Here is a 25472-nt window from a genome sequence, read left to right on the forward strand (position 1 = left end):
CGGCTCAATGAGCGGTGGTTGACGCAGCTGCCTTGCGCAATGACTGGACGCATGCATAGAGGACGCGCAATGTCGGTTTGCCATTCCTGAAGATCAGCGCTTGCCAGGAATACTCCAGCATTCGCCGGTACACACCGATCACCTGGGCATGCTCGCCTCTGCGGGAAAACAGTTCGAGAAAGTCGCTGTGGCTGCCCAGCGCGAAATCGATCCGTTGCTGCTTGCTGAGCTGCGGGCCAAAGTGGGTGAGGTATTCTTCGATGAACCTGATCTTGTGCGGGTAGTACCTTGTCGGTTGCGCGGTCATGTTGGCGCTGTTGACCATGCGCTGCAGCAGCACCTCTGGCACCGTGTGGACCTCCCAGTGTTCGGCGATCCGGGTCCACATGAAGCGGTCTTCGGAGTAACGCAGGCTGGGATTGAAACCGCCGAGTTGCATGATCACGTCGCGTCTGACCATTGCGGAGGACACGCCATTGAGGACGTTGGCGCGGATGAAATCGTCGAAATGCCTGCCGTTTTTTTGCCGGTCTTCCAGTATTCGCCTGCCGTCGCTGTAGTCGTTATGCACGTAGCAATCTACCAGCGCCACCGGCCGTCCCTGACGATCCAGTTCCTCAAACAGTGCCACTTGTTGCTCCAGCTTTCGCGGATACCATCTGTCATCGGCATCGAGAAACGCCACAAAAGTCTCTTGTGTGTGCCGCAGTCCGTGGTTGCGGGCGCTGGCCTGGCCTTCGTTGGCTTGATGCAACAGCGTCAGGCGAAACGGCGCCGCGAAGTCCCTGACCCGTTGGGGGCCATCATCGGTGGAACCATCGTCGATGACGATGACGTGCTCGGGCAGTCGCGTTTGCCCGGCCACGGACGCCAGTGTTTGCTCAATGCTGTCGGCACCGTTGTACATCGCGATGATGACGCACACCGTATGGGGTGAAGGGAGGGCTTGGTCGGGCATGGTTATTTCTCCTTTTGTTAGGCCTTGGCCGAGTCGCGTGGTAATGCCTTGCCAGGCGGACGCTGACCCAGGGGTGGTCGTGACAACGCGGGGTATGTCGCGTGGTGATGCCGAAAGGACAGGGCCAGGACGCAGAACACCAGGAACTCTGCCGAGCGGTAATTGGGAATGACGTACGCCACAACGTTGGTGAGCATGAACGAGCCAATGATGACCATCGCGCTGACGTGAAACCGTGCCGATTGATCCACCATCAAGGCCCGATAATGTTTGATCAGCGCCTCGACCAGCATGAGGATCAGCGCTATCAACTGAACGATGCCGCCGTTGAGCAAGGTTTCCATGTAGCCGCTGTGGGCATTGCCGATGTAACCCCAACGACTGATGAAGGTTTCGGCGCTCGGGCTGGACCAGAAGGCGCCGAAGCCATAGCCCTTGAGAAGTTCGGCGTCGATCAACGGAGTGAGCAGCTCCCAGATCCGTGTGCGGTCGGTGAGTGACGGGTCCCGACCGGTCAGCTCCAGCAGCAGCGCGTAATTGCCGTATAGAAAGAGGCAGATCACCAAGTAGATGAGCGTCGTGCCAAGCAAGGCCGGCAGTGAACGGTTGATATGCAGACGGATCAGTGTGAGGAAATACCAATAGCTCACGGCTCCGGCAACAATCAGCGCGATGGCGGTGGCGGATTGCGCCAGCACAATCGTGACCAGTGAACACACCGCGCAGAGGATGGCCCACGGGTTGAGCTGACGGATCATCGGCAGCAGTAACACGATGGCGATCGCGTTGATCCGGGCGCCGGCATTTTTATCCGGGAAGATCCCTTTGAACGCACCGTCGCGAAGACCGCCGTAAATGAACGCGATGTCGGGCCTGACAAGCGCGAGTATCAAGCCCAACAGCGCAGCGGCGCCGATGATACAGCCAAGCATGAAGGCGATTTTCTCGAGGCTGTAGTTGTAGGCAACGAAACCGCCAAAGAACACCACGCTGATCAGCGCCACAAACCGTTTGAAACTCAGCATCGGGTCGTGGGACCAACTGATCGATGCCGCCAGGCAGAGCATGAATATCAGTAGAAAGGCGTTGTTCCTGTAGAAGCTTTTGCTAAGGAAAACTTTGTTGCGGAGGAAGAAGAACAGCGGCACCAGCAGGGTGGTCAGGCCGCAAATCTGATTGACCACATTGCCTTCAAGATCTTTTTCGGCGGCGTCCAGATTCGACACATTAGCCAGCCCGAAAAAGAATCCGATGGCCTGGATATAGAACAGCACACCGAACAACGTGAAGGCGTTGCGCAGCGTGGTGTACCTGACTTCCAGTGTGTTCACGACGACTGGCTCCCGAGCAATGCATCGAGATAGGTTTGCGCCGCGCTGGCACTCACGAAGCGGGCGGCGGCATCGATGCGGGCGGCCTGACGCTTTGAATCTCGCGCCAACGTCAACTCCACGGTGATGGCCTGTGCCAGGGCAACAGGGTCGTCGACCGCCACCAGCGGAGCGATCGCGCCATTGTCCAGAATCTCTTGCGGGCCATAGGGACAGTGCGTCGCTACCACCGGGGTGCCCGTGGACAGGGCCTCGACCAGCGCGTTGGGGCTACCCTCGAAGCGCGACGACAATACAAAACAATCGGCCGCCGCCACTTCTGCCAAGGGATCGCTGGTATAGCCAGGCAGATCGAACCGGTCAGCCACGCCGAGTGCGGTCGCCTGCTCGAGCAATTGAGTCCTGAGTGCGCCTTCACCGAATATGATCAATCGGGTGCTGGGGGCGGCTAATCGGGCGAAGGCATCGATCAACACATCAAAGCCTTTTTGCTGTGCCAGGCGACCCACGGCGACAATTACCGGGGTGGACTTTTGCCGCAGCCAAGGGTGGTTTGGACGTCCCGGTGCCTTGTCGCGAAAATCGTTGTCGAGTACCGGGTTGTCGGCGGTGGTGACATCCTGCGGGCGGGTGATGGTGGAGTCGACCAGATCCTGGGCGACACCGCGCGAGACGCAAATCACCGGATTGGGGATCAGCCGATAGAGCAGCGGTGCCAGCAGATAAGCTGTGCGCACTTTCAACGCGGGATTGACATATTTGTCATGGGAAAATGCGTTGCGTTCGCTGACATGCAGCCGCGCCAGCGTTCCGGACAGCGCGGCCGCGGCGATGGCCACGACGTTGACGTGGGTGAGTGCGGCCAGTTGCGCGTCAAAGCGATTGCGGCGAAGAAAGCGTGCCAGGGCCGGCACTGCCCTGGCGCTACGTGCACTGTTCAACTCGACCTTTTTCACCCGTGGGTCGAGGCGCGCGGAGTTCACACCGGTGCCGGTGAGCATCAGCAAAGTCACGTCATTGCCGGCGTCAGTCAGTGCTCCGGCGAGGCGCACCATCATTTTTTCGGCACCGCCCCCGCCCAAGTCCTGCAGGATAATCAGCACTTTTTTCATGATTCCATACCTGGTAGTACGCCTGCGCGGCGTATTGGCTGGTGTACTGGCGGACTGCATCAGCGGCCACTTGCGGACTTGGCGCAACCTGGCCTTGCGCGGCGGCGAGGCTGCGCAGCATCCCTTCAGCCAGCGCCGGTACATCATTGACCTTGACCAGTTGGCCAAGGCGCCCGTTATCCAGCAGTTCCCGGGGCCCGGTTTCGCAATCACAGGCCAGCACGGGCGTACCCAGCGCCAGGGCCTCGATCAGGACCGTCGGCAAGCCTTCGTGAAAGGAACTCAGGATCAGCAACCGTGCATGCCTGATCAACGGGTAGGGATTGCTCAGGAAACCGGTGAAATGCACACGGTCCTCGATGCCCAGGCGACGAGCCTGGGCGGTCAGCGCGACGAATTGCGGACCATCGCCGATGATCACCAGATCCGGCAGCGCGGCGTTGCCCAAGGCCACGGCATAGGCGTCGAGCAGCAAATGGAAACCTTTCGGTTCTATCAGCCGGCCCACCCCTAGCCAGAACTCGGCCGGCAAGCCACTGAGCAGGGGTGTCTGCGCGGCGCTGAGCAGTTGTTCAGTGACCACGGCGTTGGGGCAATAACGAATGCGTTGACGACCCCAGGGCACTCGATCAGCGAGGGCTTGGCGCAAGCCGTTGGAAACCGTCACCACTTGACCGTTGCCACAGAGGTACAGCCCATAGAGCAGACGCAGGGTGACGGGGCCGATGTTCTGTTCGCTGCAATCCAGTGCCGCGTGACGGGCGTAGATGACGTTGCATGAGCGACCCCAGGTGGCAAACCAGGTGCAGAGGTTGGCCTGTTCCTTGGCGGCGATGAGGTGGGTCACACGCTCACGACGAATCAGGCGACGCAGCATTGCGATCGACTTGAGCAGACCGACCAATCCATTGCCGCGACCCTTGAAGGTGGTCGCCATTTCATCGTCCGCCGTGTCGCCGTTCATGACGAAATAACTGACCCGCTGGCCATCCTTGAGAAACTGCCTGGCCAGGCGCTGCTGGACTTGCTCGAGGCCGCCATCGCGCTTGAAGTCCTTGAGGACGAACAGGATATGCATGGTTGGCGCTCAGGGATAAGTGGTATGGATAGTCACTTTGCGCCGGACGATCATCACCAGCAGATGAACAAAGTTGGTCGGGTAATCGACCAGGTAGCGCTTGATGGTGTGCGGTTCGCGGTACATCCGATAGAACGCGCGCAGATGCAGGCGGTTGATCAGCTCTGGGTAGTAATGATGGGTGGCCGTGGCTTCTTGGCGAATGAAACCGCCACAGGTGAATGCCACACCGTTGAAGCCGGCACGCAGGGCATCCTGTTCGAACTGCTCCTGGAGCCCGGCGCCCAGGCCGACGATCAGGATGTTGGCTTCGCTGCGGCAGATGTCCGCATGAATGCTCGCGGCCTGCGGCGCATCGAAATAGCCGTTGTGATGACCGGCGATAATCAGCGCAGGGTAGCGAGCCTTGATCTTATTGAGGAACAGGTCCAGTTCGGCTTGCCGGGCACCGACAAAATAGAGGCGCTTGCCTTGCTTCTCGGCGCAGCTGAACACGGCGTCGGCGATGGACGTGAAGTCGAAGCTGACTCGGCCGATGGTGCGGCCGGTGATGCGCGACATGAAGGTAGACATCAACATGCCGTCGCAAAAATAGGCGATGGACGTCGGGTGTCGGTCGAACAGACTGCCAACTGAGGCAAAATTAATGAAGGAAAATGCCTTGTTGGCGTCCAGCAGATTGGGTGCGAAATGCCCGATCAGTTCCAGATTTATCATGGTTCACTCCCCTAATAAATGTCCTTTGAGAACAGCGTGAAAGGGGTCTTGACGAGAATCTTGATGTCTAGCCACAACGACCATTGATTGATGTAGTTGAGGTCCTGGGCGACGCGTTGCTGCATTTTTTCCAGCGTCTGGGTTTCACCGCGATGGCCGGTGATCTGGGCCAGGCCGGTGATGCCCGGCTTGAGGCGATGGCGGGCCATGTAGGCGCGTACCTTGCCGGTGTAGTAAATATTGTGAGTGACCGCATGCGGTCGCGGGCCGACAAGGGCCATCTGGCCGAACAGCACGTTGAATAGCTGCGGCAGCTCATCGATGGAGCTACGGCGCAAAAAACGCCCGAGCGGGGTGACGCGATCATCTTCGCGAGTGGCCTGGTGTACTTCGCTGTCTTCATGCACGCGCATCGAACGGAACTTCCAGACCTTGATCACCTCGGCGTTACAGCCGTAGCGGTTTTGCTTGAACAGCACCGGGCCGGGTGAAGAGACCTTGACCGCTATCGCTACGATCAGCAGCAAGGGACTGAGTACGATAATGGCCACGGCGGCCAGGCTACGTTCGAACACCTCTTTGCAGAGCAGGCTGCCGGGGTGCGAACTGATGAGACTCTCATTGAGGTAGATGGCCGGCATTCGCTCTATTTCCGAGACCGACTGATTGAGCAGCACCATGCTGCCGAAGTCAGGAATCCAGACCACGTCGACATTCATGTCGAGAAGATCGATGTACAGCGCTTCAATGATGGCGGCTTGTGCCATCGGCAAGACGATGTAGACGCGGCGTATGTTCAGGCGGGTGATGATCTGGCGAATCTCGTCGACGCGGCCCAGCAGCGGCAGAATGCTCGGTGCCGGGCCGGTATGTTCGGCGGTTGCGATAAAACCCAGTACCGGTTCGCGGTTCGGTCTCGACAGTTTCCTCGCAAGCCGTTGTGCGGTCGGGCATGTCCCGATGATCAGCGCGCGTCGCTCGTTGCAAAGCTTGCGCGAATGCAGTCGGGCGAGGTTATGCAGGGGCAGGAAGCTCGCTGCCTGGATCAGGTAACCCAGGAAGGCCCAGAGCAGGATCACTTGCCGCGAGAAAATCACGCTGGTCTGGGTGACGAAGGCAATGCTGATCAGCACGGCCAGCAGGATCAACCAGGCCGCCAGTAACCGAGCGAGCCCGGACAACCATTCATGACGTTTGTGGTAAACCTGCATCACGCTGTAGATCGGAACCGAACCGAGCACCGTAAGAATCATCAGAACGCGGTATTCGCTGGTCAGGCTGCCGACGCGCCAGTACACGAGCACCGTCAGCAGCAGGTTGACGAGGCTGATTGCACACACCCATTGGCCCCAGAAGGTCAGGCCTCGCCGGTGTGTCATTTGAGTGGTGTATAGCGATGTCATCGGCTCAACCTCCAGGCATGGGTTGGACATCGGCGCCGAATACTGCTCGCCCTCGCGCCCGCATGCTGGTATCGCTCGACTGGAATGAAGCAGTTCTTGTGGTTTTGGAAGGCGGCTGCTGAAGAGCCAGGTGCAAGGTTTTACCGGGACAGGTAGTCGTAGTTCTGGAACGTATCGGAGTGGCTGTAGCCCTGCTTGCGAGCCTTGCTCAGGTCGACCTGGTTGAGCACCACGCCAAACACCGGCGCGTTGCCCTGTTGCAGTAGCGCAAGGCATTTTTGCACCTGGTTGACAGGCGTGCTCTCGGCTTTGATCACGTAGATCACCGCATCCGAATGCTTGGCCAGTAACAGCGCATCACTGACCATCTGCGCAGGCGGGGAGTCGATGATGATGCGTTGGTAGCGCGACTTCAGCGCCTCGAGCAGGGGGCCCAGGCGCGGCGAACTGAGCAAATCCAGCGGTGGGGGCGAAAGCTTCCCCGCCGGCAACATGTCGAGATTGCCAACCGTGCGGATGCAGTCTTCAAGCCGGGCAGTACCCGCCAGGACATTAGCCAGCCCCGGGCCGTCTGGCGGAAAATCGAAATTGAGCGAAAGGCTGGGTTTGCGCATGTCGGCGTCGATCAGCAGCACGCGCTCCAGCAACGTGAGCGAGGAGGCCAGGTTGTTGGCGATGGTGCTTTTACCTTCATCGGCCATGGTCGATGCAACGAGCACCACCTGTGACGGCATTTCTGCGCCGTGCAGCATCAACCAGGTGCGCAGGTTGCGAATGGTCTCGCAAAAACGCGGATGGTCGTTGTCGTCGAACAATCGCGCCAGTTGCCGGCGGTTTCTATTCCTGACCAGCGGCACCACGCTGAGCAGGGGGAGATCAAGCGTGCTTTCGATCGTTTCGTCGGTTTTGAAAGTTTTGTTCAGGGTTTCGGACATTAATGCCAGCACTATGCCAATCATCGCAGCCACGACGGCGACAATGGCCAGAATCAGGGTTTTACGGGGCTTGCTCGGCTCCAAGGGTGCAATCGCCGGGTCGACGATGCGCGCCTTGGTGGAATCCATGTCCGCCGTGGCCGTGGTTTCCTTTAAACGGGTGACGAACGTTTCATACAAAGCGCGGTTGCTGTCGACTTCACGCTGGAACTCCCGCAGCTGGAATTCCTTGCGCGAAATATCCTGTATCTGCGCCTTGTTGCTGTTGAATGATTGTCGCAGCGAGTTTTCACTGGCCCTGGCCAGCTGGTAATCCTGTTCGATGCTGGCAACCACCTGTCGAACCTGTAGCCGCAAACTGTCGGTGGCCGTACGCAACTCGGCGCGAGCGGCGGCCAGGGTTGGATGTTTTGGACCGTAACGCCCGGACAATTCTTCGACCTTGGCTTGAGCCTTGGCCCGTTGCGCCTGGAATTTCTGCACCAGGGCGTTGCTCAAGACGGCGGGCACACTGGAGAGTCGGCTCAGGTCGCCATTGCTCAACGCCTGCACTTGGCGGTACCGGCTCTCGGCTTCCGCCAGGTTACGACGGGCATCGATCATGCGGTTGCCGGTCATTTCCAGTTCATTGGCGCTGATGGTGGCGACACCGCCGACGTCGACCAGGCCTTGTGCTTCCCGATAGGCCTGGAGCTTGTTCTCAGAGCTGCGCAGGTTATTGCGTAACTCGACCAGGCGCGAGTTCATCCAGCTGGTGGTGGTTTGCGAGGATTTGAGACTGTTGTCGAGTTGGCTATCGATGAAGCCTTGGGCAATCGCATTGGCGGTCGCGGCAGCCAGGCCAGGATCGGGCAGCTCCACTTCTATTTTGATCAACTGGCTCTTGCCGACGAACTTGACGCTGGTACGCCGCATGAGGTTTCGCGTGACTTCATTGAATACGTCGGCTTCAGAGGGCGCCACCTGCTTGGGCGCGAAGCGTTCGAGTATTGGCAGCCATTGGCCGAGCTCAAGATTGGCCAGCCATTTTCGCGGCGTGAACCATGATTCCGGTTGCTGGCGTGGATCGGTCACCGGGTGAGTGGTGAGGTTCAGTTTCTTGACTGCGCGTTCGGCCAGCTCCCGCGATTGCAGGAGCGCCAGTTGCGTTTGCAAATAATCGACGGACCCGGAGCTTGAATCTGTGACTTGTTGAAAGGCCAGCACCGGTGGCGTTTTTTCCTTGATCAGCAGGGTAGTGGTGCCGATGTACTGCGGGGGAACCAAGGACAACGCGGCCATCGCCAGCGCACAGCTGAGCAGTATCAACCAGCCGATTTTCCAATGGGCGCGCCAGATCACCCTCCAGTATTTGAGCAGGTCAATGGTGTCCTTTTCCTCGCTGTACTGCTGATGCTGCGGCAGATGCGCCTGGAGCGGACGTTCGACGTATACGCTTGGGCTGTTATCCATGATTAGAAAAAGCCTTGTGCAATGGAGATGGTGTCACCGGGGGCGATGGGGGTACTGCGCGTGACCTTGTCGGTCACAGGTGGCGAGCCATCGCCGCGCACAATGGTCACTCGCTTGATCGAAGCCCGCTCGGTCAGGCCACCGCCCAGGGCGATGGCTTTCTCCAATGTCAGCCCGGGCTCGAAGGGGTAGCTACCGGGTTTTTTTACCTCTCCATTGATGTAGAACGAGCGGTAGACGATCAGGTTGAGGCTGACCTTGGGGTCGACCAGATAACCTTGCTTGAGCCCGTCGACGATGATCTTTTCCACTTGCTTGGGGGTAAGCCCCTTGGCGGCAATCTCACCCAGAAATGGATAGGAAAACATTCCGGCATCGTTGAGACGGATTTTCTCGAAGCTCAGGTCCCGCTCACCGAATACCGTAATGCGCAACACATCGCCGGCTGCCAGTTTGTACTGGGCGCCGGTGTCTGCTGCAAAAGTCACGGGCAACAGCCAGGGCACGAACAACAAGCCAAGCATTCGCGAGTTCATGGAGAAAACCTCTTAAAGACTTACGTTGAAACCGAGCAAGAAGATGTTGCGTTCAAAACTCTGATTGTCGGCATCGGAGTCATCGTTGCGGTAGCGATAGCCCAGTTCGATATCCAGCCAGCGGCGCATTGCATATTCCACGGCGAGGTTGTAGTCACGAAGGTCATCGGTGCGGTCCTGACCCTCGTACTCATAGCGGGACAACCCGACTCCAGCCACCGTAGTGATGCGTTCGGTCCAGCCATGACGCCAGCCGAACAGGGCAGAGGTGGTCTTGACGGCATCAGCACCGTCGTCACCCTCGGCCATGGCCTGGCGGGCAATAAACGAGAAGGTCGAGTAGGTTCGTGGCTTCCATCGCAGATCCACCTGCCAGGTCGGATTACTGAGGTCATCGACGCTGCTGTCATCGAAGTTCTTGCGCTCATAACCCACACGGACTTTGCCGGAGGTGCGTGCGGTGAAATCCCATTCGGCACCGGCGAGGACCGCATCGGATGTGCTGTTGAGACGGTTGTTGGACTGGTAATCAAAGTCGGTATGGTCGTACTCCAGCAATCCACGTGTGTTGCTGCCGATGCGGTGGTACCAGGTGGTGGTCAGGCCCGTGGTATCGCGCTCTTTGTCGTCGTTGATGCCGCCTGAATTGTCGTAGCGAAGTTGAGCGTAACTTGCGCCCAGGTCGATCTGGTTGGCAGCGCTCCTGGCGCCATAGGTATAGAGGCCATTGACACGGTTACTGCGAATCTTGTCATTAATGCCATCGACTGCGGTCGACGTCGTACGCTCGTATTTACGTGCTTCTGCGTCAAGTTTCAGGCGATGGCGGTCGGTGAATTCCATGATGCTGTTGAGGCGCACGCGTTGTGCCGTATTCGAGGCATCCGATTCATCATGATAAATGTACCGGGTAGGCTGCCAGATAAGTCGGGTGGCACTGTTGCGGTCTTCAGCCTTGAGTTCGAAAGTGGGCGCCACTTTTGTCACCATGGAAGACTGCGCCCGCTCCAGTTCACGGAAGTTGTCATCATAACTTTCTGAAAACAGCAGGGTGGGGGTGAAATCGAACCCATAGATATCAATGGACTGGGGATCCAGACTCCAGGCCGTTCCGGGACATAAAGAGATCATGAGCAGTGCGAAAGGACCGTGGATCTTAATGGTCATGTCATTGCTCCTGGGAATGAATTCAATGACTACAGGCCGGGAAAGCAGTGAATGTGGACGGTATCAATAATTGGTTCGTAAAGGTGTGTTTTACAAGTCAAGGTAACAACTCGCTCAAGAGCGGATCGGTAAGGCGGTTGGCGATAATGGATGTGGGCGTTAAATGCCGGTATCAACGAGTGCGGAGTTGAAGAAAGTTCTTCGTAAAGTGTGCTGATGCTGAAAGCAAATCGCCAAATTTACAATTGAGGCCGTCGTCGTTCAATGTCAGTCAATGGAATGCGAACTTGCTGGTTTCTATTCAAGAAATGAAGCAGGATCATGACTCGCTCGTCACCTAACATGGTCATGAAAATACCTTCTAGTGTCGACAGGGGGCCTCGGGTTATTTGCAGGGTTTCACCGGGCTTGAATGGTTTAGGATGAATTTTCAATGGTTTAAAACACCGGGTACGCAGATGCTCGATGACGTCGTCAGGGACGATTGCCGGCCCATGATTGAAATCGACGATGCGGCTGACGCCACGGGTAGAGCGCAAAGGCGCCCAATTGTCGTCACGGCTCAGCTGAATGAAAAGATACCCAGGGAAGAGAGGCTCGAGGGATCGATGGGGTTTGCCATGAATCAGGCGCTCGCTAATGATTTGCGGGCAAAATATGATGTAGTTTTGTCGCAATAAATTGATTTGGGCCCGTTCGTCCTGACGAGGCTTGCACTGCAAAAGATACCAGTGGGTGCCTTGGGTACTCGTCAGCATACTGGCAAGCTCCGTAGAAAGTGTTAAGTTCTTGGAACAGGTGTATCAATAATGGAACATGTAATGCTCAAGTAACGCTAAGCAAGAAGGTTGAGTCAATTATTCGGCGCGCGTAACGGGGTAGTGAGTAAGGGGTGGCTTGTACTGCGCTCAATCAGAGCTCTTGATGTAAAGTGTAAACATTGCTTAACGCTATAAGTGATGTCGCAGCGTCATGAGATGAAATGATCTTTGCGATGGCCAAAGCTACCGCAAGGGGCCGAACCATCAGCCCTTTGAACAACAAGTACTTTCGATCATGAATTTACATGCCAGGGGGCGGCGTATACCTACTAAACGGACTTTCGTCTTGGTAATACGTCGACTTGTTAGGTATCGACCACTCAAGGCGGCCTGTCAAATGTCACTAGTCAAAAATATAGCCTTTTGTCCAATAATTGATTAAAACGCTTCAACTTGTTGTTTTATAAGGTTGTATTTTTGACGCGCTCACGGGCCTTGCTGGAATATGCACCTGCCCACGTCCCGGCGGATAGCGTGCAAACCATCCCTGTGCGGGACCCGGCATACAGCGCCAGTATGACGTTCTGAGCCTTATGCATTGACGCACCCACCTCGTTTCGCTGGTGTTTTGTACCGGGCGGAGCGGGGCAACGTCGCGTCATGCACTTTTATAAAGCGTCACGAGTAACAACCTGCACCAGTCGGTGGCGGCTTAATGAGCTTTGGCTTTCTTTAGTCCTCGCGTCTCGAGTGGTTGACCTTGTCATTCGATTTTCCTGAGAAGTCGACTTAACCATTACCTGCACTCGCTTAAGCCGCAGTCGTTGCGATAATCCTCCGTGAATCAGCACATTCTTCGCTACTAAGTGGCACAAAGCCTGCACCGTTGACATCAGGCCCACCTGAAACGCATTCGTGTGGGCGGCCCCCTCGGTCAATGACGATCGATTGGCTGAACAGGTCGGGGGCAACAGGGGTATCAGGCGAAGGCGGCAGATCGACACCGCGAATGAACAGGCAAAGACGCCTGAAACCGAGAAGGTTTCAGGCGTTTTTTTTTTGCTTTATGAACGTGTTGGTGGCGACTGCCAATTGCTGTGCTGCCCGTCGGGCAGGCATTAATCGGGGAATAATTGATGGTCAAGTTGAGCACGGCACAACGTATCGTTATCGGCTTTTTGATTGCACCGTTGGCACTGATGGGCATGGCATTTTACGCGTTGCTCGATCTGGCAACGCTCAAGGAACAGTCGGTGGTTATCGTCAAGCAGGATTGGCCAAAGATCGGGCCGATCATGGTGATTGCCACCGGTGTACGGGACAACGCCAGGAACACTCGGGATTTGTTGATCGACAAAGAGAATCAGCAAGCGCATCAGGCCATCGATGCCACCAAAAAGCGCATCAGCGAGGCACTTGAAACGCTCCAGCCGTTGTTCGATCTACCGGAAGGCAAGGCTGCCTATGCTGTCCTGAAAAAGAATCGCGAGGCTTATGTCACCGCGTTCACCCAGGTGCAGGCGTTGATCAGGCAGGGCGCTTTTGATGCCGCGATGGCGCAGTTGAAACAGCAAGTCATCCCCGCCGAACATGAAGTTCACAAAAGCCTGGACGCCCTGATGACGCTGCAAGGGAAGATTTTCGCCGATCGTGAAAGGTCGGCGCTTGTCCTGTACAGCGAAGCGCGTCGGAACATGTTGGTGTTGCTTGTATTCTGCCTGGCCTCGGTCATCGTCGCTGCGCTCATCGTTACGCGTAGTGTCACCCGACCGTTGGGTGGCGAGCCCGATGATGCGGCACGGCTCTTGAGTCAAATCGCGCAGGGCGATCTGACGATTCAAGTGCCGGTGAATGCAAGTGCCGACGGTAGTGTGATGATGAACATGCACCAGATGCAGCAAAGCTTGAGCGCGATGGTCAAGCACATCGCGGCGTCGGTCGATCGGGTGGCCAGTTCCTCCGAAGAGCTGAGCGCAGTCAGCAGCCAGACCAGTAGCAGTTTGCAGTTGCAGGGCCTGGAGATCGAACAGGCTGCAGCAGCGGTCAATCAAATGACAGCAGCCGTCGACGAGGTCGCACGCAATGCGGTCAGCACCAGCGAGGCGTCTCGGGTGTCCGAGCAAACCGCGCAACGTGGTCGTGCGCAAGTTCAGGAAACGGTGGCCTCGATAGGTACGCTGGCGGACGGCATGACGGACACCTCGCAGCGTATCCAGCAGTTGGCCGGGCGCGTGCAGGACATCAGTACGGTGCTGGATGTGATTCGCAGCATTGCCGAGCAAACCAATTTACTGGCCCTCAACGCTGCGATTGAAGCAGCCCGTGCCGGTGATGCCGGACGTGGTTTTGCGGTGGTCGCCGATGAGGTGCGGGCACTGGCCCATCGCACTCAGGTGTCGACCCAGGAAATCGAGCAGATGATTGGCAACATTCGGCTGGATACCGGACACGCGGTGACCGCCATGCAAAGCAGTGGTCACCTGGTGCAGACGACCCTGGAAGTCGCGCAACGCTCCGGCGAAGCATTGGAAGAGATCACCCGGTCAATCTCGCAGATCAACGAGCGCAACATGATGATCGCCAGTGCTACGGAGGAGCAGGCACTGGTGGCGCGTGAGGTGGATCGCAATCTGATGGGCATTCGCAACTTATCCGAACAGGTTTTGCTGGGGGCCCGGCATACCGACAGCGCCGGGCTGGAGCTGGCGCAGATGGCCGGCGCACTGCACCAGACGGTGGCGCGCTTCAAAATCTAGCCAGTGGTCGTTCCAAAGCACCCGATGCCAGACAGTTAAACGCTCCCACAGGTTCCACTGACTGGCATTACTCAAATCGCTTCCAGAAAGCGCACCGACTCATCCCTTGATAACAACGCTCCTCTCAGTTGGATCCCACTGAGCAGTGGTTGCGCTTCCATTCTGCACGCATGTTAAAAAATGTTATTTTAAAAAACGCTTCACATAATCCGTTCATTGGGGGATTATCTGCTCAACCTGTATGACAACCTGATAACAAGACAAAAACAGGATGGCTACGATGTTCGACAAGGTCCCGACTCACGTGCTGAGTGACAGCGTCGCTCAGCAGTTGCTGGACAAGATTGAGAACGGTGTGTTCGCCACCGGCAGCAAACTGCCCAGTGAAGCCATGCTCTCGGAAGCCTTCGGTGTCAGTCGCACCGTGGTCCGCGAAGCCATTTCCCGTCTCAAGAACGAAGGCGTGCTGCAGCCCCAACAAGGGCGCGGCATCTTCGTCACCGCCAACGCCAACATCCGCCCGCTGCGTATCGATTACGCCGAAGCCAATCTGCCCGGCAGTGTCTTTCACCTGTTGGCGCTACGACGTGCTATCGAAGCGGAAATCGCCTGCGAGGCGGCGCTCAATCGCAGCGAGGCCGATCTGGTGCAGATTGACGAGGCGTTGGCACACATTGATGAAGAGGTGGATGAAGGGCTGGACGGTGTTCGCGCCGATGTGGCTTTTCACCGTGCCATCGCTCAAGCCACGGGCAATCCCTACTTTCTCAAGACACTGGAATTCGTCAGCCAGTACCTGGAGGCTGCGACCCGTATCACCCGCACCAATGAAGCGGGCAGGGCGGATTTCTCCCGTCAGGTGCATGAAGAACATCAAGCGATCGTGGCGGCCATTCGGCTGCGCGATCCGCTCGCCGCCGGGCATGCCGCCCGTGCCCATATCTACAACGCGGCCCGCCGCCTGCGCCTTGCCGGCGTGGAATAGGCCGCTGTTTTCCTCATAAGCCGGTCACTAAGGAGTACCCCATGAATAGCAAGAATGTCGGTGTTGTCGGTCTGGGCGCGATGGGCCTGGGCATTGCCCGCTCACTGTTGCGCAGTGGCTTTAATGTGCATGCCTGCGATGTCCGTGCCGCGGTGACTGAACAGTTTGCCAGCGAGGGCGGCGTGGCGTGTTCTTCTCCCGCGCACATGGCTGCCGAGTGCGACGTGATCATTACCGTGGTGGTGAATGCCGAGCAGACCGAAACCGTATTGTTTGGCGAGGGTGGTGCCGTCGCTGCGTTGCGTCCTGGCAGCCTGGTGATCGGTTGCGCCACTGTGGCGCCGACCTACGCCGTCGATCTGGGCCAGCGCCTGACCGCGCAAGGCTTGCTGTATCTGGATGCGCCGATTTCCGGTGGCGCGGCCAAGGCGGCTGCCGGTGAAATGACCATGATGACGTCTGGCCCGGCCGACGCTTATGCCAAGGCCGAAGCGGTCCTCGCGGGCATGGCCGGCAAGGTCTATCGCCTGGGTGACAGCCATGGCCTGGGTTCGAAGGTCAAGATCATCAACCAACTGCTCGCCGGGGTACACATCGCGGCCTCCGCCGAAGCCATGGCGCTGGGCCTGCGTGAAGGGGTCGACGCCGATGCACTTTACGAAGTGATCACCCACAGCGCCGGTAATTCCTGGATGTTCGAAAACCGCGTGCCGCACATTCTCAAGGCCGACTACACGCCGTTGTCCGCGGTGGATATTTTCGTCAAGGATCTGGGGCTGGTGCTGGATACCGCGCGGGCCAGCAAATTCCCGCTGCCGTTGTCGGCCACCGCCCACCAGATGTTCATGCAGGCTTCCAGTGCAGGTTTCGGTCGTGAGGACGACTCGGCGGTGATCAAGATTTTCCCCGGCATCGAGTTGCCGACTGCCAAGACTGAGCCGGTTTGAGGAACGCCCAATGAACACAACCACCGCACGCCCATTGCTGGGTTGCATCGCCGACGATTTCACCGGTGCTACGGACCTCGCCAACATGCTGGTGCGCGGCGGTATGCGCACCGTGCAAAGCATCGGCATTCCAAGCAACGAAGTGGCTGCCGGGCTTGATGCCGATGCGATTGTCATCGCCCTGAAGTCGCGCACCATTCCGGTCACCGAGGCGGTCGAACAATCCCTCGCAGCACTGGCCTGGCTGCGTGAGCAAGGCTGCGAGCAGATTTTCTTCAAGTACTGCTCAACGTTCGACTCCACCGCGGCCGGCAATATTGGCCAGGTCAGCGAAGCGCTGCTGGCGGCACTGGGCAGCGACTTCACCCTGGCGTGCCCGGCGTTCCCTGAAAATGGCCGGACGATCTTTCGCGGTCACTTGTTTGTGCAGGATCAACTGCTCAGCGAGTCGGGCATGCAGCATCATCCGCTGACGCCGATGACCGACGCCAATCTGGTTCGGGTGCTGCAATCGCAGACCGGTCTGAACGTCGGCTTGTTGCGCTACGACACCATTGCCCAAGGTGCCGAGCCGGTGCGTGAGCGAATCAAAGAGCTACGGGCTCAAGGTGTCGGCATGGCGATTGCCGATGCCTTGTCGGACCGCGATCTGTACACCCTCGGGACCGCCTGTGCCGACCTGCCGTTGCTCACCGGCGGTTCGGGGCTTGCGTTGGGCTTGCCGGAAAACTTCCGTCGCGCCGGCAAATTGCGTGACCTCGATGCCTCGAAACTCCCGGCAGTATCGGGCGGTGAAGTGGTATTGGCCGGCAGCGCTTCGATCGCTACCAATGGGCAAGTGGCAGCCTGGCTCGAAGCCGGTCGGCCGGCGCTGCGGATTGATCCGTTGGCCCTGGCGGCTGGCGAACCCGTGGTTGCCCAGGCTCTGGCCTTCGCCAAGAACAATGAACAAACCGTATTGATCTACGCCACCAGCGCACCGGACGAGGTCAAGGCAGTGCAACAACAGTTAGGCGTCGAGCAGGCAGGCAGCCTGGTGGAAAACGCGTTTGGCGAAATCGCCGAAGGCCTGCGCCAGAGCGGCGTACGACGCTTCGTGATTGCCGGCGGTGAAACCTCGGGTGCCGTGGTTCAGGCGCTGGGTGTGCAGCTGCTGCAGATCGGCGCGCAGATCGATCCGGGTGTGCCGGCGACGGTCAGCAGCACGGATGAGCCTCTTGCCTTGGCGCTCAAATCGGGCAACTTCGGTGGTCGGGATTTCTTCAGCAAAGCGCTGAAGCAACTGGCCCAGACCGGAGGTGCGCAGTGAGTAATGAAAACGCCTTGCGCGAAGAAATCTGCCAGGTCGGTCGCAGCCTTTATGAACGCGGTTACACCGTCGGCAGCGCCGGCAATATCAGCGCGCGTCTGGATGACGGTTGGCTGATCACGCCGACCGATGTCTGTCTCGGCCGCCTCGACCCGGCGACCATCGCCAAGGTCAATCTGGCGGGCGAATGGGTCTCTGGTGACAAGCCTTCGAAGACCCTGGCGCTGCATCGCCAGGTCTACGACCGCAACCCGAGCGTCGGTGGCGTGGTGCATACCCATTCCACCCATCTGGTGGCGTTGACGCTGGCAGGTGTCTGGCAGCCGGACAACATCCTGCCGCCGCTGACGCCGTATCAGGTGATGAAAGTCGGGCCTATCCCGTTGATTGGTTACGAGCGGCCCGGTTCATCGAAGGTGGCCGAGCAGGTTGCGCAATTGGCCAACAGCGTTCGCGGCGTGATGCTCGAACGGCTGGGGCCGGTGGTCTGGGAAAGTTCGGTTTCCAGGGCCAGCTACGCCCTGGAAGAACTCGAGGAAACCGCGCGGCTGTGGCTGATGAGCAATCCCAAGCCCGAACCGCTCGATCAGGCAGCACTGGACGAGTTGCGGGTGACCTTTGGCGCGCACTGGTAGCGCTCTAGTTTTTTTTTCACGACAGACCGATAACGCAGGCCCTGTTCGGGAGACGCGCAGCGACTCCCCACGACCCCGGCTTGCCTGAAAAATACAATAACAAGAGGACATCCAGGCATGACTCATCTTCACTGCGGCATTTTTAGAAGAACCCATTCGTTCACCCGGCGTGGAGGGCTTCTGAAATGAGCCCGTTAATCTTGATGGTTACCGCGGGGCTAGGGATCGCTCTGTTGTTGTTTTTGGTGCTCAAGTACAAGTTCCAGCCGTTCGTGGCCTTGATGCTGGTGAGCATTCTGGTGGCGCTGGTGGCCGGGGTGAAACCGGCCGATCTGGTCGCCACCATTGAAGGCGGCATGGGCAAGACCCTGGGCCATATCGCGATCATCATTGCCCTGGGCGCGATGATCGGGCGGATCATCGAACTCTCCGGCGGTGCCGAGGCGCTGGCCAAGACGTTGATTAACCGTTTCGGCAATCGACGCACACCATTGGCGCTGACGATTGCCGGGTTCATGGTCGGGGTGCCGGTGTTCTTCGAGGTCGGCGTGATCATCCTGATGCCGCTGGCCTATGGCGTCGCTCGCAGTGCGCGCAAGCCGTTGTTGGTGTTCGCGCTGCCGATGTGTGCTGCGTTGCTGACCGTACACGCCTTCCTGCCGCCACACCCTGGTGCGGTGGCTGCTGCCAGCCAGTTGGGTGCCGACCTCGGCCGCGTGCTGATGTTCGGTCTGCCGATCACCGCGTTCCTTTGCTATGTCGGCTATCGCGTAGCGGGGCGCATGACCCGTCGGGTGTACCCGATGACTGACGATATTCGTTCCGAGGTCTACGGCCCGCATGTCACCAACGAGGACCTGGCGGCCTGGTCCAATGGCAACGGCAAGAGCGCTGAACGAGCCGCTGTGGCCGCGTCTCATATGGGCCTGGAAGAAGCCACCAGCAGCATCGTCTCGAAGTTGCCGCCGGCGCCACCACCGGGTTTTGGTCTGATCGTCAGCCTGATTGTGTTGCCGATCATTCTGATCCTGCTGGGAACGCTGTCCACCTCGTTGCTGCCGGCCGACTCGGTCCTGCGCGGCATCATGACCGTGCTCGGCGCGCCGCTGGTGGCGCTGCTGATCGATACCTTGCTGTGTGCCTGGTTGCTGGGTTCGCGTCGGGGCTGGAGTCGTACCCAGGTGTCTGACGTGATCGGCTCGGCCTTGCCTGGCGTGGCCATGGTGATTTTGATTGCCGGCGCCGGCGGGGTGTTCGGCAAGGTGTTGGTGGATACCGGAATCGGCGCCGTCGTCTCCGATATGCTGCGCACCACCGGTCTGCCGGTACTCGCCCTGGGCTTTCTGCTGACCATGCTGTTGCGTGCGGTTCAGGGTTCGACCACGGTGGCGCTGGTGACCACCGCCGGCATTATCAGCCCGCTGATCGCTACCCTCGATCTCACGGCGAACCACATGGCGCTGTTGTGCCTGGCCATGGGCGGTGGCGGGTTGGCCATGTCCCACATCAATGATGCCGGTTACTGGATCTTCACCAAACTGTCCGGGCTGAACGTGGCCGACGGCTTGCGCACCTGGACGGTGTTGACCACCTTGCTCGGTACGTTGGGTTTCGGTATTACCTTGTTGATCTGGCCGTTTGTCTAACGCACTGTCGACTTGTGGGAGCCAGGCTTGCCGGCGAAGACGTCCTTAAGAGCGCCTTCGCCGGCAAGCCTGGCTCCTACAAAAACATACATAGGAGCTACCATGCCTCGTTTTGCCGCCAACCTCAGCATGCTCTATCCGGAACATGAGTTTCTGGACCGCTTCGCCGCCGCTGCCGCCGATGGTTTCGAAGCCGTGGAATACCTGTTTCCCTACGACTACAGCGCTCAGGAACTCAAACAGCGCTTGAGCGACAACGGCCTGGTGCAGGCACTGTTCAACGCACCGCCCGGCGATTGGGCGGCAGGCGAGCGCGGCACGGTGTCGTTGCCGGGGCGGGAGAGTGAATTTTGTAGCGGTTTCGATCGCGCGCTGGAATATGCCGCGGTGCTGGGCAACTCACGCATCCATGTGATGGCCGGGCTGCTACCGTCGGAAACTGATCGCCCACGCCATCACGGCGTGTACCTGGAGAACCTGGCTTATGCCACCGCGCAGGCCGCCAAGACTGGCATCACGGTGCTGCTGGAACCGATCAATACGCGGGACATGCCGGGCTTTTTTCTCAACCGACAGGATCAGGCCCAGGCCATCTGCAAGGAAGTGGGCGCCAGTAACCTGAAGGTTCAGTTCGACTGCTACCACTGCCAGATCGTCGAAGGTGACCTGGCTACTAAACTGCGTCGGGACTTCGACGGCATCGGCCATATCCAGATTGCCGGCGTGCCGGATCGACATGAGCCGGACCAGGGAGAAGTCAATTATCCCTATCTGTTCGAGTTGATCGACCAGTTGGGTTATGACGGCTGGGTAGGGTGCGAATACCGGCCCCGTGGCAACACATCGGCCGGCTTGCAGTGGCTGCGGGACTGGAAGGCGCGCTAACGCCTTACACGCTGTTATCGGAAGGCAGCAACAGTTCGACCCCCTGCTTGCGGATGCTATCGGCCGCGGCAGGGGTCAGCGCGTCGTCGCTGAGGATGATGTCGAACTGTTCGAGGCCGGCGATCCTGTACATGCTGAACGTACCGTACTTCGAACTGCTGGCCACCAGCACCACTTGCGAAGCCGATTGCATCGCGACTTGCTTGACCTCCACCTTCAGCGCCGAAGGCGTGGTGAGGCCGCGACGCAAATCCCAGGAGCTGGTGGAGATGAACGCGACATCGGTGACAATCTGGCGCAAGGTGGCCACCGCCAGACCGCCCACGCACGATTGATTGGAATGATCCAGCTGCCCGCCGGTATGAATCACCGTGACATGGGGCGCATCGATCAGTGCCTGGACAATCCCGAAGTCGTTGGTCACCACGGTCATGCCGGACAGCGCCTTGATGTACGGGACGATCTCCAGGGTGCTCGTCCCCGCATCCAGATAAACCGTCATATCTGCATGCAGTAGCCGCGCGGCCAGCTTGGCCATCGCCTGCTTCTGCGGCAACTCGACCACCGCCTTGATCTGATGGCTGGGCTCGCTGTGGAGCTGGCTGGCAATTCGCACACCACCGGTGACCGAGTAAGCACGGCCTTCCTGCTCAAGCAGTGCGATATCGCGGCGGATGGTCATGTGCGAACAGTCGAACATCTCCATCAACTGATGAACGCTCAGCACCTGATGCTTGCGCAACTGGCGCAGCATCAATTCACGGCGCTGCTCAGGGATCATCGGTGCGCCGCTTTCGGCGGCGATGTCCTTTTGACTAGGCATTCGGGCTCCAGAATGAAGAAATCCGCAGGCAAGGAAAGCGGGGCAAACATAGTAGCGAATCTGCGGCCAACGGACGAGTTGTTGCGGATCCTTATGGCGACAAGTAGCGCTTCTGTATACGCGCCAGAGTGCCGTCATCGCGAAGCGTTTCAACCGCCTTGCGCAAGTCTTGCACCCGTTGAGCGGAGCAAAGCCTGGAGCAGGCCAGATAGAGCTCCACTCTGCTCATGACCGGGCTCATGAACAGCTTGCGTTCAGACATCTTCGGCCAGATGTATTGACTCTCGGGAACACCGTTGAACCAGGCATCAAGGCGACCTTTCAAAAGCATCTGCGCGGGGTTGTCGCCAATGGTCAGCGGGTAGATCTGCTCGTCGCTGAAGCCTTGTGCACGCAGGATTTCCTCCTGCGCACTGCCCAGGCCGACGCCGATCACCCGGTAGGTTTTTTTTGCTTGTGCAAAGCTGCTCACCGGTCGGTCGAGGCTGAAAAAAGCGCGCTCCATGGGCATGATCGGTGCGATCCAGGTAAAGCGATTTTCGCGTTCAGGCGTGCGAGACAAGGGGGCTATCAGAAGATCCTGCTTCTCGCTGACGTATTTCTGCGATCTGGCCCAGGGAAGCACATGAACATGAGCGACATAACCGGCGTTGGCAATGGCCATCAGGACGGCTTCTCCGACCATTCCGTGACCCTTGGAGTCATCGACAAACGTCAGTGGCGGCGCGTCCGGGATATACAACTCAAGCGGCAATGGCGCGCCAGACGCGTTACCCGCAACAAGCAACGATACCGACAGACAAAACCTGCAAAGGGCCTTTGTACAGGCAATTAATACCCATGAGCGCTCGCTCATGGTTGATAGTTCAGGCATTGAACATAAAAGGGCGCCACAAGTCACCAGTTGAGCACAGGGAGGATGAGTCTACCGGCCGTTGTTTATTGGAGACGGTATCGACCCCGCATTCTACGCAACTTGAAGTCAGGACACATCTTCCCCCAGGTGCCGAAGGAGGAAGGCGCTGATCTGGTCCAGTGCCCGGCGGGCTTCTTCGAGTTGATCGCTCATGCTCTGGAAGACATGAATCATTCCCGGCCAGACGTCCAGGTGTACCGCCACTTCGGCGCTGGCCAGGCGGCTGGCGAGTCGGGTTGAGTCGTCCAGCAGGCATTCCCGACTGCCAACCTGGATCAGCATTGGCGGTAGACTCCGAAGGTCACCGTATAGGGGGGAGGCCAGCGGATTCAGTGGCTCGGCGCCCTGCAGATAGGTGTCGGGCATGATGGTCTTGCCAGCAAGCGGGCCGAGCAATGGATCTCGAGCCTTCTGCAAATTCCAGGATTCTCCGGTCTGAGCCATGTCCACCCAAGGCGACATCACTACCGCCGCCGCGGGCAGCGGCAAACCAGCGGCCTTGGCAGCCAACATCAAAGCCATGCACAGACCGCCGCCGGCACTGTCGCCGGCCAGCACCAGGTGTTCGGTGTTCACACCGTTTTCGAGGAGTGCACGGTAGACATCCAGAGCGTCCTCTACGGCGGCCGGGAAAGGGTGTTCCGGGGCCAGGCGGTAATCGATGCACAGGGTACGAATTCCGCTTCGGGCTGCCAGTTGGCTGACGAGCGGGCGATAGGCCTGGGCACTGCCAAATGAGTAGCCTCCGCCATGCAGATACAGCAACACGAAGTCAGGCCGGGCATCTGTGGGAGTGGCCCAAAGCCCGCTGACGCCGGCCAGACTGGCGGCCTCAAAGGTCACGCCCTCGGCGCAGGAGCCGGCGCCGAAGAGTTGTTCGGCCTGTTGCCGCTGCTGATCGACAGTCAGCGAGCTGAGGGGAGGCAGTTGGCTGAGTTGTTCAATGATGCCGTCGATGTTGTTGTTATGGGGCATGTGGACTCCGGGGCGCGTGTTGTGGGGAAAACAAGTTAACTTCGAACATAGTTAATTGTCATAACTATATTGGCAAGATAATTTCGTTTCACCCTCATCTACGACGGGTAGTCGTTGCTACGCCTGCATTGACTCAGCCTGAGTCAGGCCGATGCCTGTCGGTACTTCTTCAATCGGTAGGCAAACTGCGCACGACTCAATCCCAGTAGTCGCGCGGCGGCGGCCAGGTTGCCTTCGCTCTTTTGCAGCGCTTCGTCGATCAAACGCGACTCCAGGCCTTCGATGGAGAAGCCGTGTTCGAGGCGAGCCAGGGTTTCCAGCAAGGCTGGACGAGGCTGCGTGCTGGCGGGGCTCGGGTCAGTGGCTGCGAGGCTGCCATTGCCGTCCAGAGAGTACGCTTCCTGCGGCATGGGTTCGTTGCGAAACAGGTGGACCAGGTCGATGGCTTGACCGTCTTCGCTGGCGATCAGGCCGCGCTCTACCAGGTTCTGCAATTCCCGCACGTTGCCGGGAAAGTCATAGCGCAACAACACTTTGAGCGCGCGCATGGTCAGCCCGGCGGGCTTGCGGGCGTAGGCCTGACAGAAGCGCCGCAGGAACGCATTGACCAGCAACGGGATGTCGTCACGACGTTCGCGCAGTGGCGGCAACGTGATGGGGTAGACGTTCAGGCGGTAGAACAGGTCCTCGCGAAAGTCTCCGGCCGCCACCGCTTTGCGCAAGTCGACATTGGTTGCCGCCACCACCCGGACATCGACCTTGATCGGCTGGCTTGCACCGATGCGCTCGATCTCACGCTCTTGCAATGCACGCAGCAGCTTGCCTTGGCCCGGCAGGCTGAGGCTGGCGATTTCATCGAGAAACAGGGTGCCGCCGTGAGCGCGTTCGAAGCGTCCAGGGCGCGAATGAGTCGCGCCGGTATAGGCGCCGCGCTCGACCCCGAACAGTTCGGCCTCGATCAGATTGTCCGGGATCGCGGCGCAGTTGAGGGCCACGAAAGGGGCTTGATGACGTGGGCTGAACTGATGCAACTGACGGGCGAACAATTCCTTGCCGACTCCCGACTCGCCACTGAACAGCACCGTGGCCGGCGTCGGTGCAACGCGCTGCAAGGCGAGGGTCGCGGCGTTGAAGGCGGCGCTGGCGCCAATGGGTTTTGGCCCGCCGAGTGTTTCGCTGTCGTCGTCCTGTGGCGCGGGCGCCGGGGCTGGACGCTGCTTGGGGGCGACGCTGGAGGGCGTGGCGGTGAGGTAACTCAGGTCCTGTTCGACATCGCCCCATTGCTCGGCGGTCTTGCCGATCACCCGGCAGCTCTCATGGCCCATGCCCCGGCACTCGGTTTCACGGAAGATCACCAGGCGGCCAAACAGCCCGCTGACATAACCGATGGCATAGCCCAGTTCGGTCCAGCACACCGGATCCTGGCCGATCCCGTAGGCGGCGATATGTTCGTCGGCCTCGCAGGAGTGGTGCCAGAGGAACTCACCTTCGTAGAAGCCTGAGTCGGCGTCGAATTTGAAGTGCAGGGGTTCGACCTTGGTCATGCCTTCGAGTGTGTGCAGGCGCGTGCCGGCCGAGAAAACCGCCGCGGCATCGGCGTCTGGCCAGCGCTCGCGGATCAATCGCGCATCGCGTGCACCCGACAAATAGCCGGTGCGGGTGAACAGACCACGGGTCTGTTCCAGTCCCTGGCGCTCGATAATCTCCCGCCGCAGCGCGCCGAAGGATGAACTGTGCAATAGCAGCATGCGCTGGTCGTTGAGCCAGATACGTCCGTCAACGGGGGAAAAGAACAGGCATTCGGTCAACTCGGCCAGGGTTGGTGAGTTGCCCTCGGTCAGTTGAGTGCTGTCTCCTCGGGGGGAGAAATGTTCCTCCTGCACCGCGAGATGAGGAAGCAGCGAATGGGGATTATTCATTGTTATATGCCCCTGAACGAGTCGACTGATCGAAATGATCAATTAGCAAAACAGTTATTAAACATAACTTTATCATTTGGACAAGTGGCCGGGTGTCGGCCGAGCGCCTAACGCCTTGCCCTTTTCATCAGTGCTCCTCTCAAACCTTCAGGCCAGAGCCTTCGCCACCTAAAACCCGAGGCAGCGGTGGAAGTCGGCACAGCCCTTGCTCTAGTGCTTTCACGAC

At 58.8% G+C, this 25472-nt stretch carries 21 protein-coding genes; 7 read left to right on the forward strand and 14 right to left on the reverse strand.

Annotated features, from left to right (window positions below):
- Positions 1-4 precede the first annotated feature (4 nt).
- From PSH88_RS13670 to rfaH, 10 genes are all read right to left on the reverse strand, one after another.
- Positions 5-958 carry a glycosyltransferase family 2 protein gene (locus tag PSH88_RS13670; RefSeq protein WP_305426782.1) on the reverse strand — a complete coding sequence of 318 codons (954 nt, stop codon included), beginning with the start codon at positions 956-958 and terminating at the stop codon, positions 5-7.
- A 17-nt stretch (positions 959-975) separates the two neighbouring features.
- Positions 976-2289 (reverse strand): O-antigen ligase family protein, encoded by a 1314-nt coding sequence (locus PSH88_RS13675; protein ID WP_305426783.1) that lies wholly within the window; start codon positions 2287-2289, stop codon positions 976-978.
- Positions 2286-3401, reverse strand: a complete 1116-nt coding sequence (locus PSH88_RS13680) for a glycosyltransferase (protein ID WP_305426784.1) — start codon at positions 3399-3401, stop codon at positions 2286-2288. The genes PSH88_RS13675 and PSH88_RS13680 overlap by 4 nt, the downstream gene beginning before the upstream one ends.
- A complete protein-coding gene (locus tag PSH88_RS13685; protein ID WP_305426785.1) occupies positions 3316-4479 on the reverse strand; it encodes a glycosyltransferase in 1164 nt (387 codons plus the stop codon). Before PSH88_RS13685 ends, PSH88_RS13680 begins: the two co-directional genes overlap by 86 nt.
- A gap of 9 nt (positions 4480-4488) precedes the next feature.
- Complete coding sequence (locus PSH88_RS13690; protein WP_305426786.1) at positions 4489-5196, reverse strand: WecB/TagA/CpsF family glycosyltransferase; 708 nt, start codon at positions 5194-5196, stop codon at positions 4489-4491.
- Positions 5197-5207: 11 nt separating this feature from the next.
- Positions 5208-6599, reverse strand: coding sequence for an undecaprenyl-phosphate glucose phosphotransferase (locus PSH88_RS13695; protein ID WP_305426787.1), 1392 nt, complete (start codon positions 6597-6599; stop codon positions 5208-5210).
- Between the two features lie 140 nt (positions 6600-6739).
- Positions 6740-8986 carry a GumC family protein gene (locus PSH88_RS13700; RefSeq protein WP_305426788.1) on the reverse strand — a complete coding sequence of 749 codons (2247 nt, stop codon included), beginning with the start codon at positions 8984-8986 and terminating at the stop codon, positions 6740-6742.
- A gap of 2 nt (positions 8987-8988) precedes the next feature.
- Positions 8989-9522 (reverse strand): polysaccharide biosynthesis/export family protein, encoded by a 534-nt coding sequence (locus PSH88_RS13705; RefSeq protein ID WP_305426789.1) that lies wholly within the window; start codon positions 9520-9522, stop codon positions 8989-8991.
- A 12-nt stretch (positions 9523-9534) separates the two neighbouring features.
- Entirely contained in the window at positions 9535-10689 is a 1155-nt protein-coding gene (locus PSH88_RS13710) for an outer membrane beta-barrel protein (RefSeq protein ID WP_305426790.1), read from the reverse strand.
- A 239-nt stretch (positions 10690-10928) separates the two neighbouring features.
- Positions 10929-11447 carry a transcription/translation regulatory transformer protein RfaH gene (gene rfaH / locus PSH88_RS13715; RefSeq protein ID WP_305426791.1) on the reverse strand — a complete coding sequence of 173 codons (519 nt, stop codon included), beginning with the start codon at positions 11445-11447 and terminating at the stop codon, positions 10929-10931.
- A gap of 1139 nt (positions 11448-12586) precedes the next feature.
- Here rfaH and PSH88_RS13720 point away from each other — a divergent pair.
- The 7 genes from PSH88_RS13720 to otnI all read left to right on the forward strand — a co-directional run bounded on the left by PSH88_RS13720 (position 12587) and on the right by otnI (position 20613).
- Entirely contained in the window at positions 12587-14206 is a 1620-nt protein-coding gene (locus PSH88_RS13720) for a methyl-accepting chemotaxis protein (protein WP_305426792.1), read from the forward strand.
- Between the two features lie 280 nt (positions 14207-14486).
- On the forward strand, positions 14487-15191 hold the full coding sequence (locus PSH88_RS13725) for a FadR/GntR family transcriptional regulator (protein ID WP_305426793.1): 705 nt from the start codon (positions 14487-14489) through the stop codon (positions 15189-15191).
- A gap of 41 nt (positions 15192-15232) precedes the next feature.
- Complete coding sequence (ltnD, locus tag PSH88_RS13730; RefSeq protein ID WP_305426794.1) at positions 15233-16138, forward strand: L-threonate dehydrogenase; 906 nt, start codon at positions 15233-15235, stop codon at positions 16136-16138.
- Positions 16139-16148: 10 nt separating this feature from the next.
- Positions 16149-17447 carry a 3-oxo-tetronate kinase gene (otnK, locus tag PSH88_RS13735; RefSeq protein ID WP_305426795.1) on the forward strand — a complete coding sequence of 433 codons (1299 nt, stop codon included), beginning with the start codon at positions 16149-16151 and terminating at the stop codon, positions 17445-17447.
- Complete coding sequence (gene otnC / locus PSH88_RS13740; protein ID WP_305426796.1) at positions 17444-18082, forward strand: 3-oxo-tetronate 4-phosphate decarboxylase; 639 nt, start codon at positions 17444-17446, stop codon at positions 18080-18082. The genes otnK and otnC overlap by 4 nt, the downstream gene beginning before the upstream one ends.
- A gap of 185 nt (positions 18083-18267) precedes the next feature.
- Complete coding sequence (locus PSH88_RS13745; protein ID WP_305426797.1) at positions 18268-19728, forward strand: GntT/GntP/DsdX family permease; 1461 nt, start codon at positions 18268-18270, stop codon at positions 19726-19728.
- 102 nt (positions 19729-19830) lie between these two features.
- The gene (gene otnI, locus PSH88_RS13750; protein ID WP_305426798.1) at positions 19831-20613 is read left to right on the forward strand and encodes a 2-oxo-tetronate isomerase; all 783 of its coding nucleotides are present in this window, start codon (positions 19831-19833) and stop codon (positions 20611-20613) included.
- A gap of 4 nt (positions 20614-20617) precedes the next feature.
- On the opposite strand, the gene PSH88_RS13755 is transcribed toward otnI, so the two are convergent.
- The 4 genes from PSH88_RS13755 to PSH88_RS13770 form a co-directional block, all read right to left on the reverse strand.
- Positions 20618-21436, reverse strand: coding sequence for a DeoR/GlpR family DNA-binding transcription regulator (locus PSH88_RS13755; RefSeq protein WP_305426799.1), 819 nt, complete (start codon positions 21434-21436; stop codon positions 20618-20620).
- A 91-nt stretch (positions 21437-21527) separates the two neighbouring features.
- Positions 21528-22292 carry a substrate-binding periplasmic protein gene (locus PSH88_RS13760; protein ID WP_305426800.1) on the reverse strand — a complete coding sequence of 255 codons (765 nt, stop codon included), beginning with the start codon at positions 22290-22292 and terminating at the stop codon, positions 21528-21530.
- A 126-nt stretch (positions 22293-22418) separates the two neighbouring features.
- Positions 22419-23327 (reverse strand): alpha/beta hydrolase, encoded by a 909-nt coding sequence (locus tag PSH88_RS13765; RefSeq protein ID WP_305426801.1) that lies wholly within the window; start codon positions 23325-23327, stop codon positions 22419-22421.
- A gap of 143 nt (positions 23328-23470) precedes the next feature.
- On the reverse strand, positions 23471-25246 hold the full coding sequence (locus tag PSH88_RS13770; RefSeq protein ID WP_305426802.1) for a sigma-54-dependent Fis family transcriptional regulator: 1776 nt from the start codon (positions 25244-25246) through the stop codon (positions 23471-23473).
- Positions 25247-25472: the final 226 nt, after the last annotated feature.

This window comes from Pseudomonas wuhanensis, assembly GCF_030687395.1.
GTDB lineage: Bacteria > Pseudomonadota > Gammaproteobacteria > Pseudomonadales > Pseudomonadaceae > Aquipseudomonas > Aquipseudomonas wuhanensis.

What these genes read in the sequence shown, in the direction of transcription:
- PSH88_RS13770 (WP_305426802.1), bottom strand. Translation starts at nt 25,246, where the DNA reads ATGAATAATCCCCATTCGCTGCTTCCTCATCTCGCGGTGCAGGAGGAA.
- PSH88_RS13745 (WP_305426797.1), top strand. Translation starts at nt 18,268, where the DNA reads ATGAGCCCGTTAATCTTGATGGTTACCGCGGGGCTAGGGATCGCTCTG.
- rfaH (WP_305426791.1), bottom strand. Translation starts at nt 11,447, where the DNA reads ATGCTGACGAGTACCCAAGGCACCCACTGGTATCTTTTGCAGTGCAAG.
- PSH88_RS13760 (WP_305426800.1), bottom strand. Translation starts at nt 22,292, where the DNA reads ATGAGCGAGCGCTCATGGGTATTAATTGCCTGTACAAAGGCCCTTTGC.
- PSH88_RS13705 (WP_305426789.1), bottom strand. Translation starts at nt 9,522, where the DNA reads ATGAACTCGCGAATGCTTGGCTTGTTGTTCGTGCCCTGGCTGTTGCCC.
- PSH88_RS13700 (WP_305426788.1), bottom strand. Translation starts at nt 8,986, where the DNA reads ATGGATAACAGCCCAAGCGTATACGTCGAACGTCCGCTCCAGGCGCAT.
- PSH88_RS13670 (WP_305426782.1), bottom strand. Translation starts at nt 958, where the DNA reads ATGCCCGACCAAGCCCTCCCTTCACCCCATACGGTGTGCGTCATCATC.
- PSH88_RS13720 (WP_305426792.1), top strand. Translation starts at nt 12,587, where the DNA reads ATGGTCAAGTTGAGCACGGCACAACGTATCGTTATCGGCTTTTTGATT.
- PSH88_RS13685 (WP_305426785.1), bottom strand. Translation starts at nt 4,479, where the DNA reads ATGCATATCCTGTTCGTCCTCAAGGACTTCAAGCGCGATGGCGGCCTC.
- PSH88_RS13695 (WP_305426787.1), bottom strand. Translation starts at nt 6,599, where the DNA reads ATGACATCGCTATACACCACTCAAATGACACACCGGCGAGGCCTGACC.
- ltnD (WP_305426794.1), top strand. Translation starts at nt 15,233, where the DNA reads ATGAATAGCAAGAATGTCGGTGTTGTCGGTCTGGGCGCGATGGGCCTG.
- PSH88_RS13765 (WP_305426801.1), bottom strand. Translation starts at nt 23,327, where the DNA reads ATGCCCCATAACAACAACATCGACGGCATCATTGAACAACTCAGCCAA.
- PSH88_RS13690 (WP_305426786.1), bottom strand. Translation starts at nt 5,196, where the DNA reads ATGATAAATCTGGAACTGATCGGGCATTTCGCACCCAATCTGCTGGAC.
- PSH88_RS13725 (WP_305426793.1), top strand. Translation starts at nt 14,487, where the DNA reads ATGTTCGACAAGGTCCCGACTCACGTGCTGAGTGACAGCGTCGCTCAG.
- PSH88_RS13710 (WP_305426790.1), bottom strand. Translation starts at nt 10,689, where the DNA reads ATGACCATTAAGATCCACGGTCCTTTCGCACTGCTCATGATCTCTTTA.
- otnI (WP_305426798.1), top strand. Translation starts at nt 19,831, where the DNA reads ATGCCTCGTTTTGCCGCCAACCTCAGCATGCTCTATCCGGAACATGAG.
- otnK (WP_305426795.1), top strand. Translation starts at nt 16,149, where the DNA reads ATGAACACAACCACCGCACGCCCATTGCTGGGTTGCATCGCCGACGAT.
- PSH88_RS13680 (WP_305426784.1), bottom strand. Translation starts at nt 3,401, where the DNA reads ATGAAAAAAGTGCTGATTATCCTGCAGGACTTGGGCGGGGGCGGTGCC.
- PSH88_RS13755 (WP_305426799.1), bottom strand. Translation starts at nt 21,436, where the DNA reads ATGCCTAGTCAAAAGGACATCGCCGCCGAAAGCGGCGCACCGATGATC.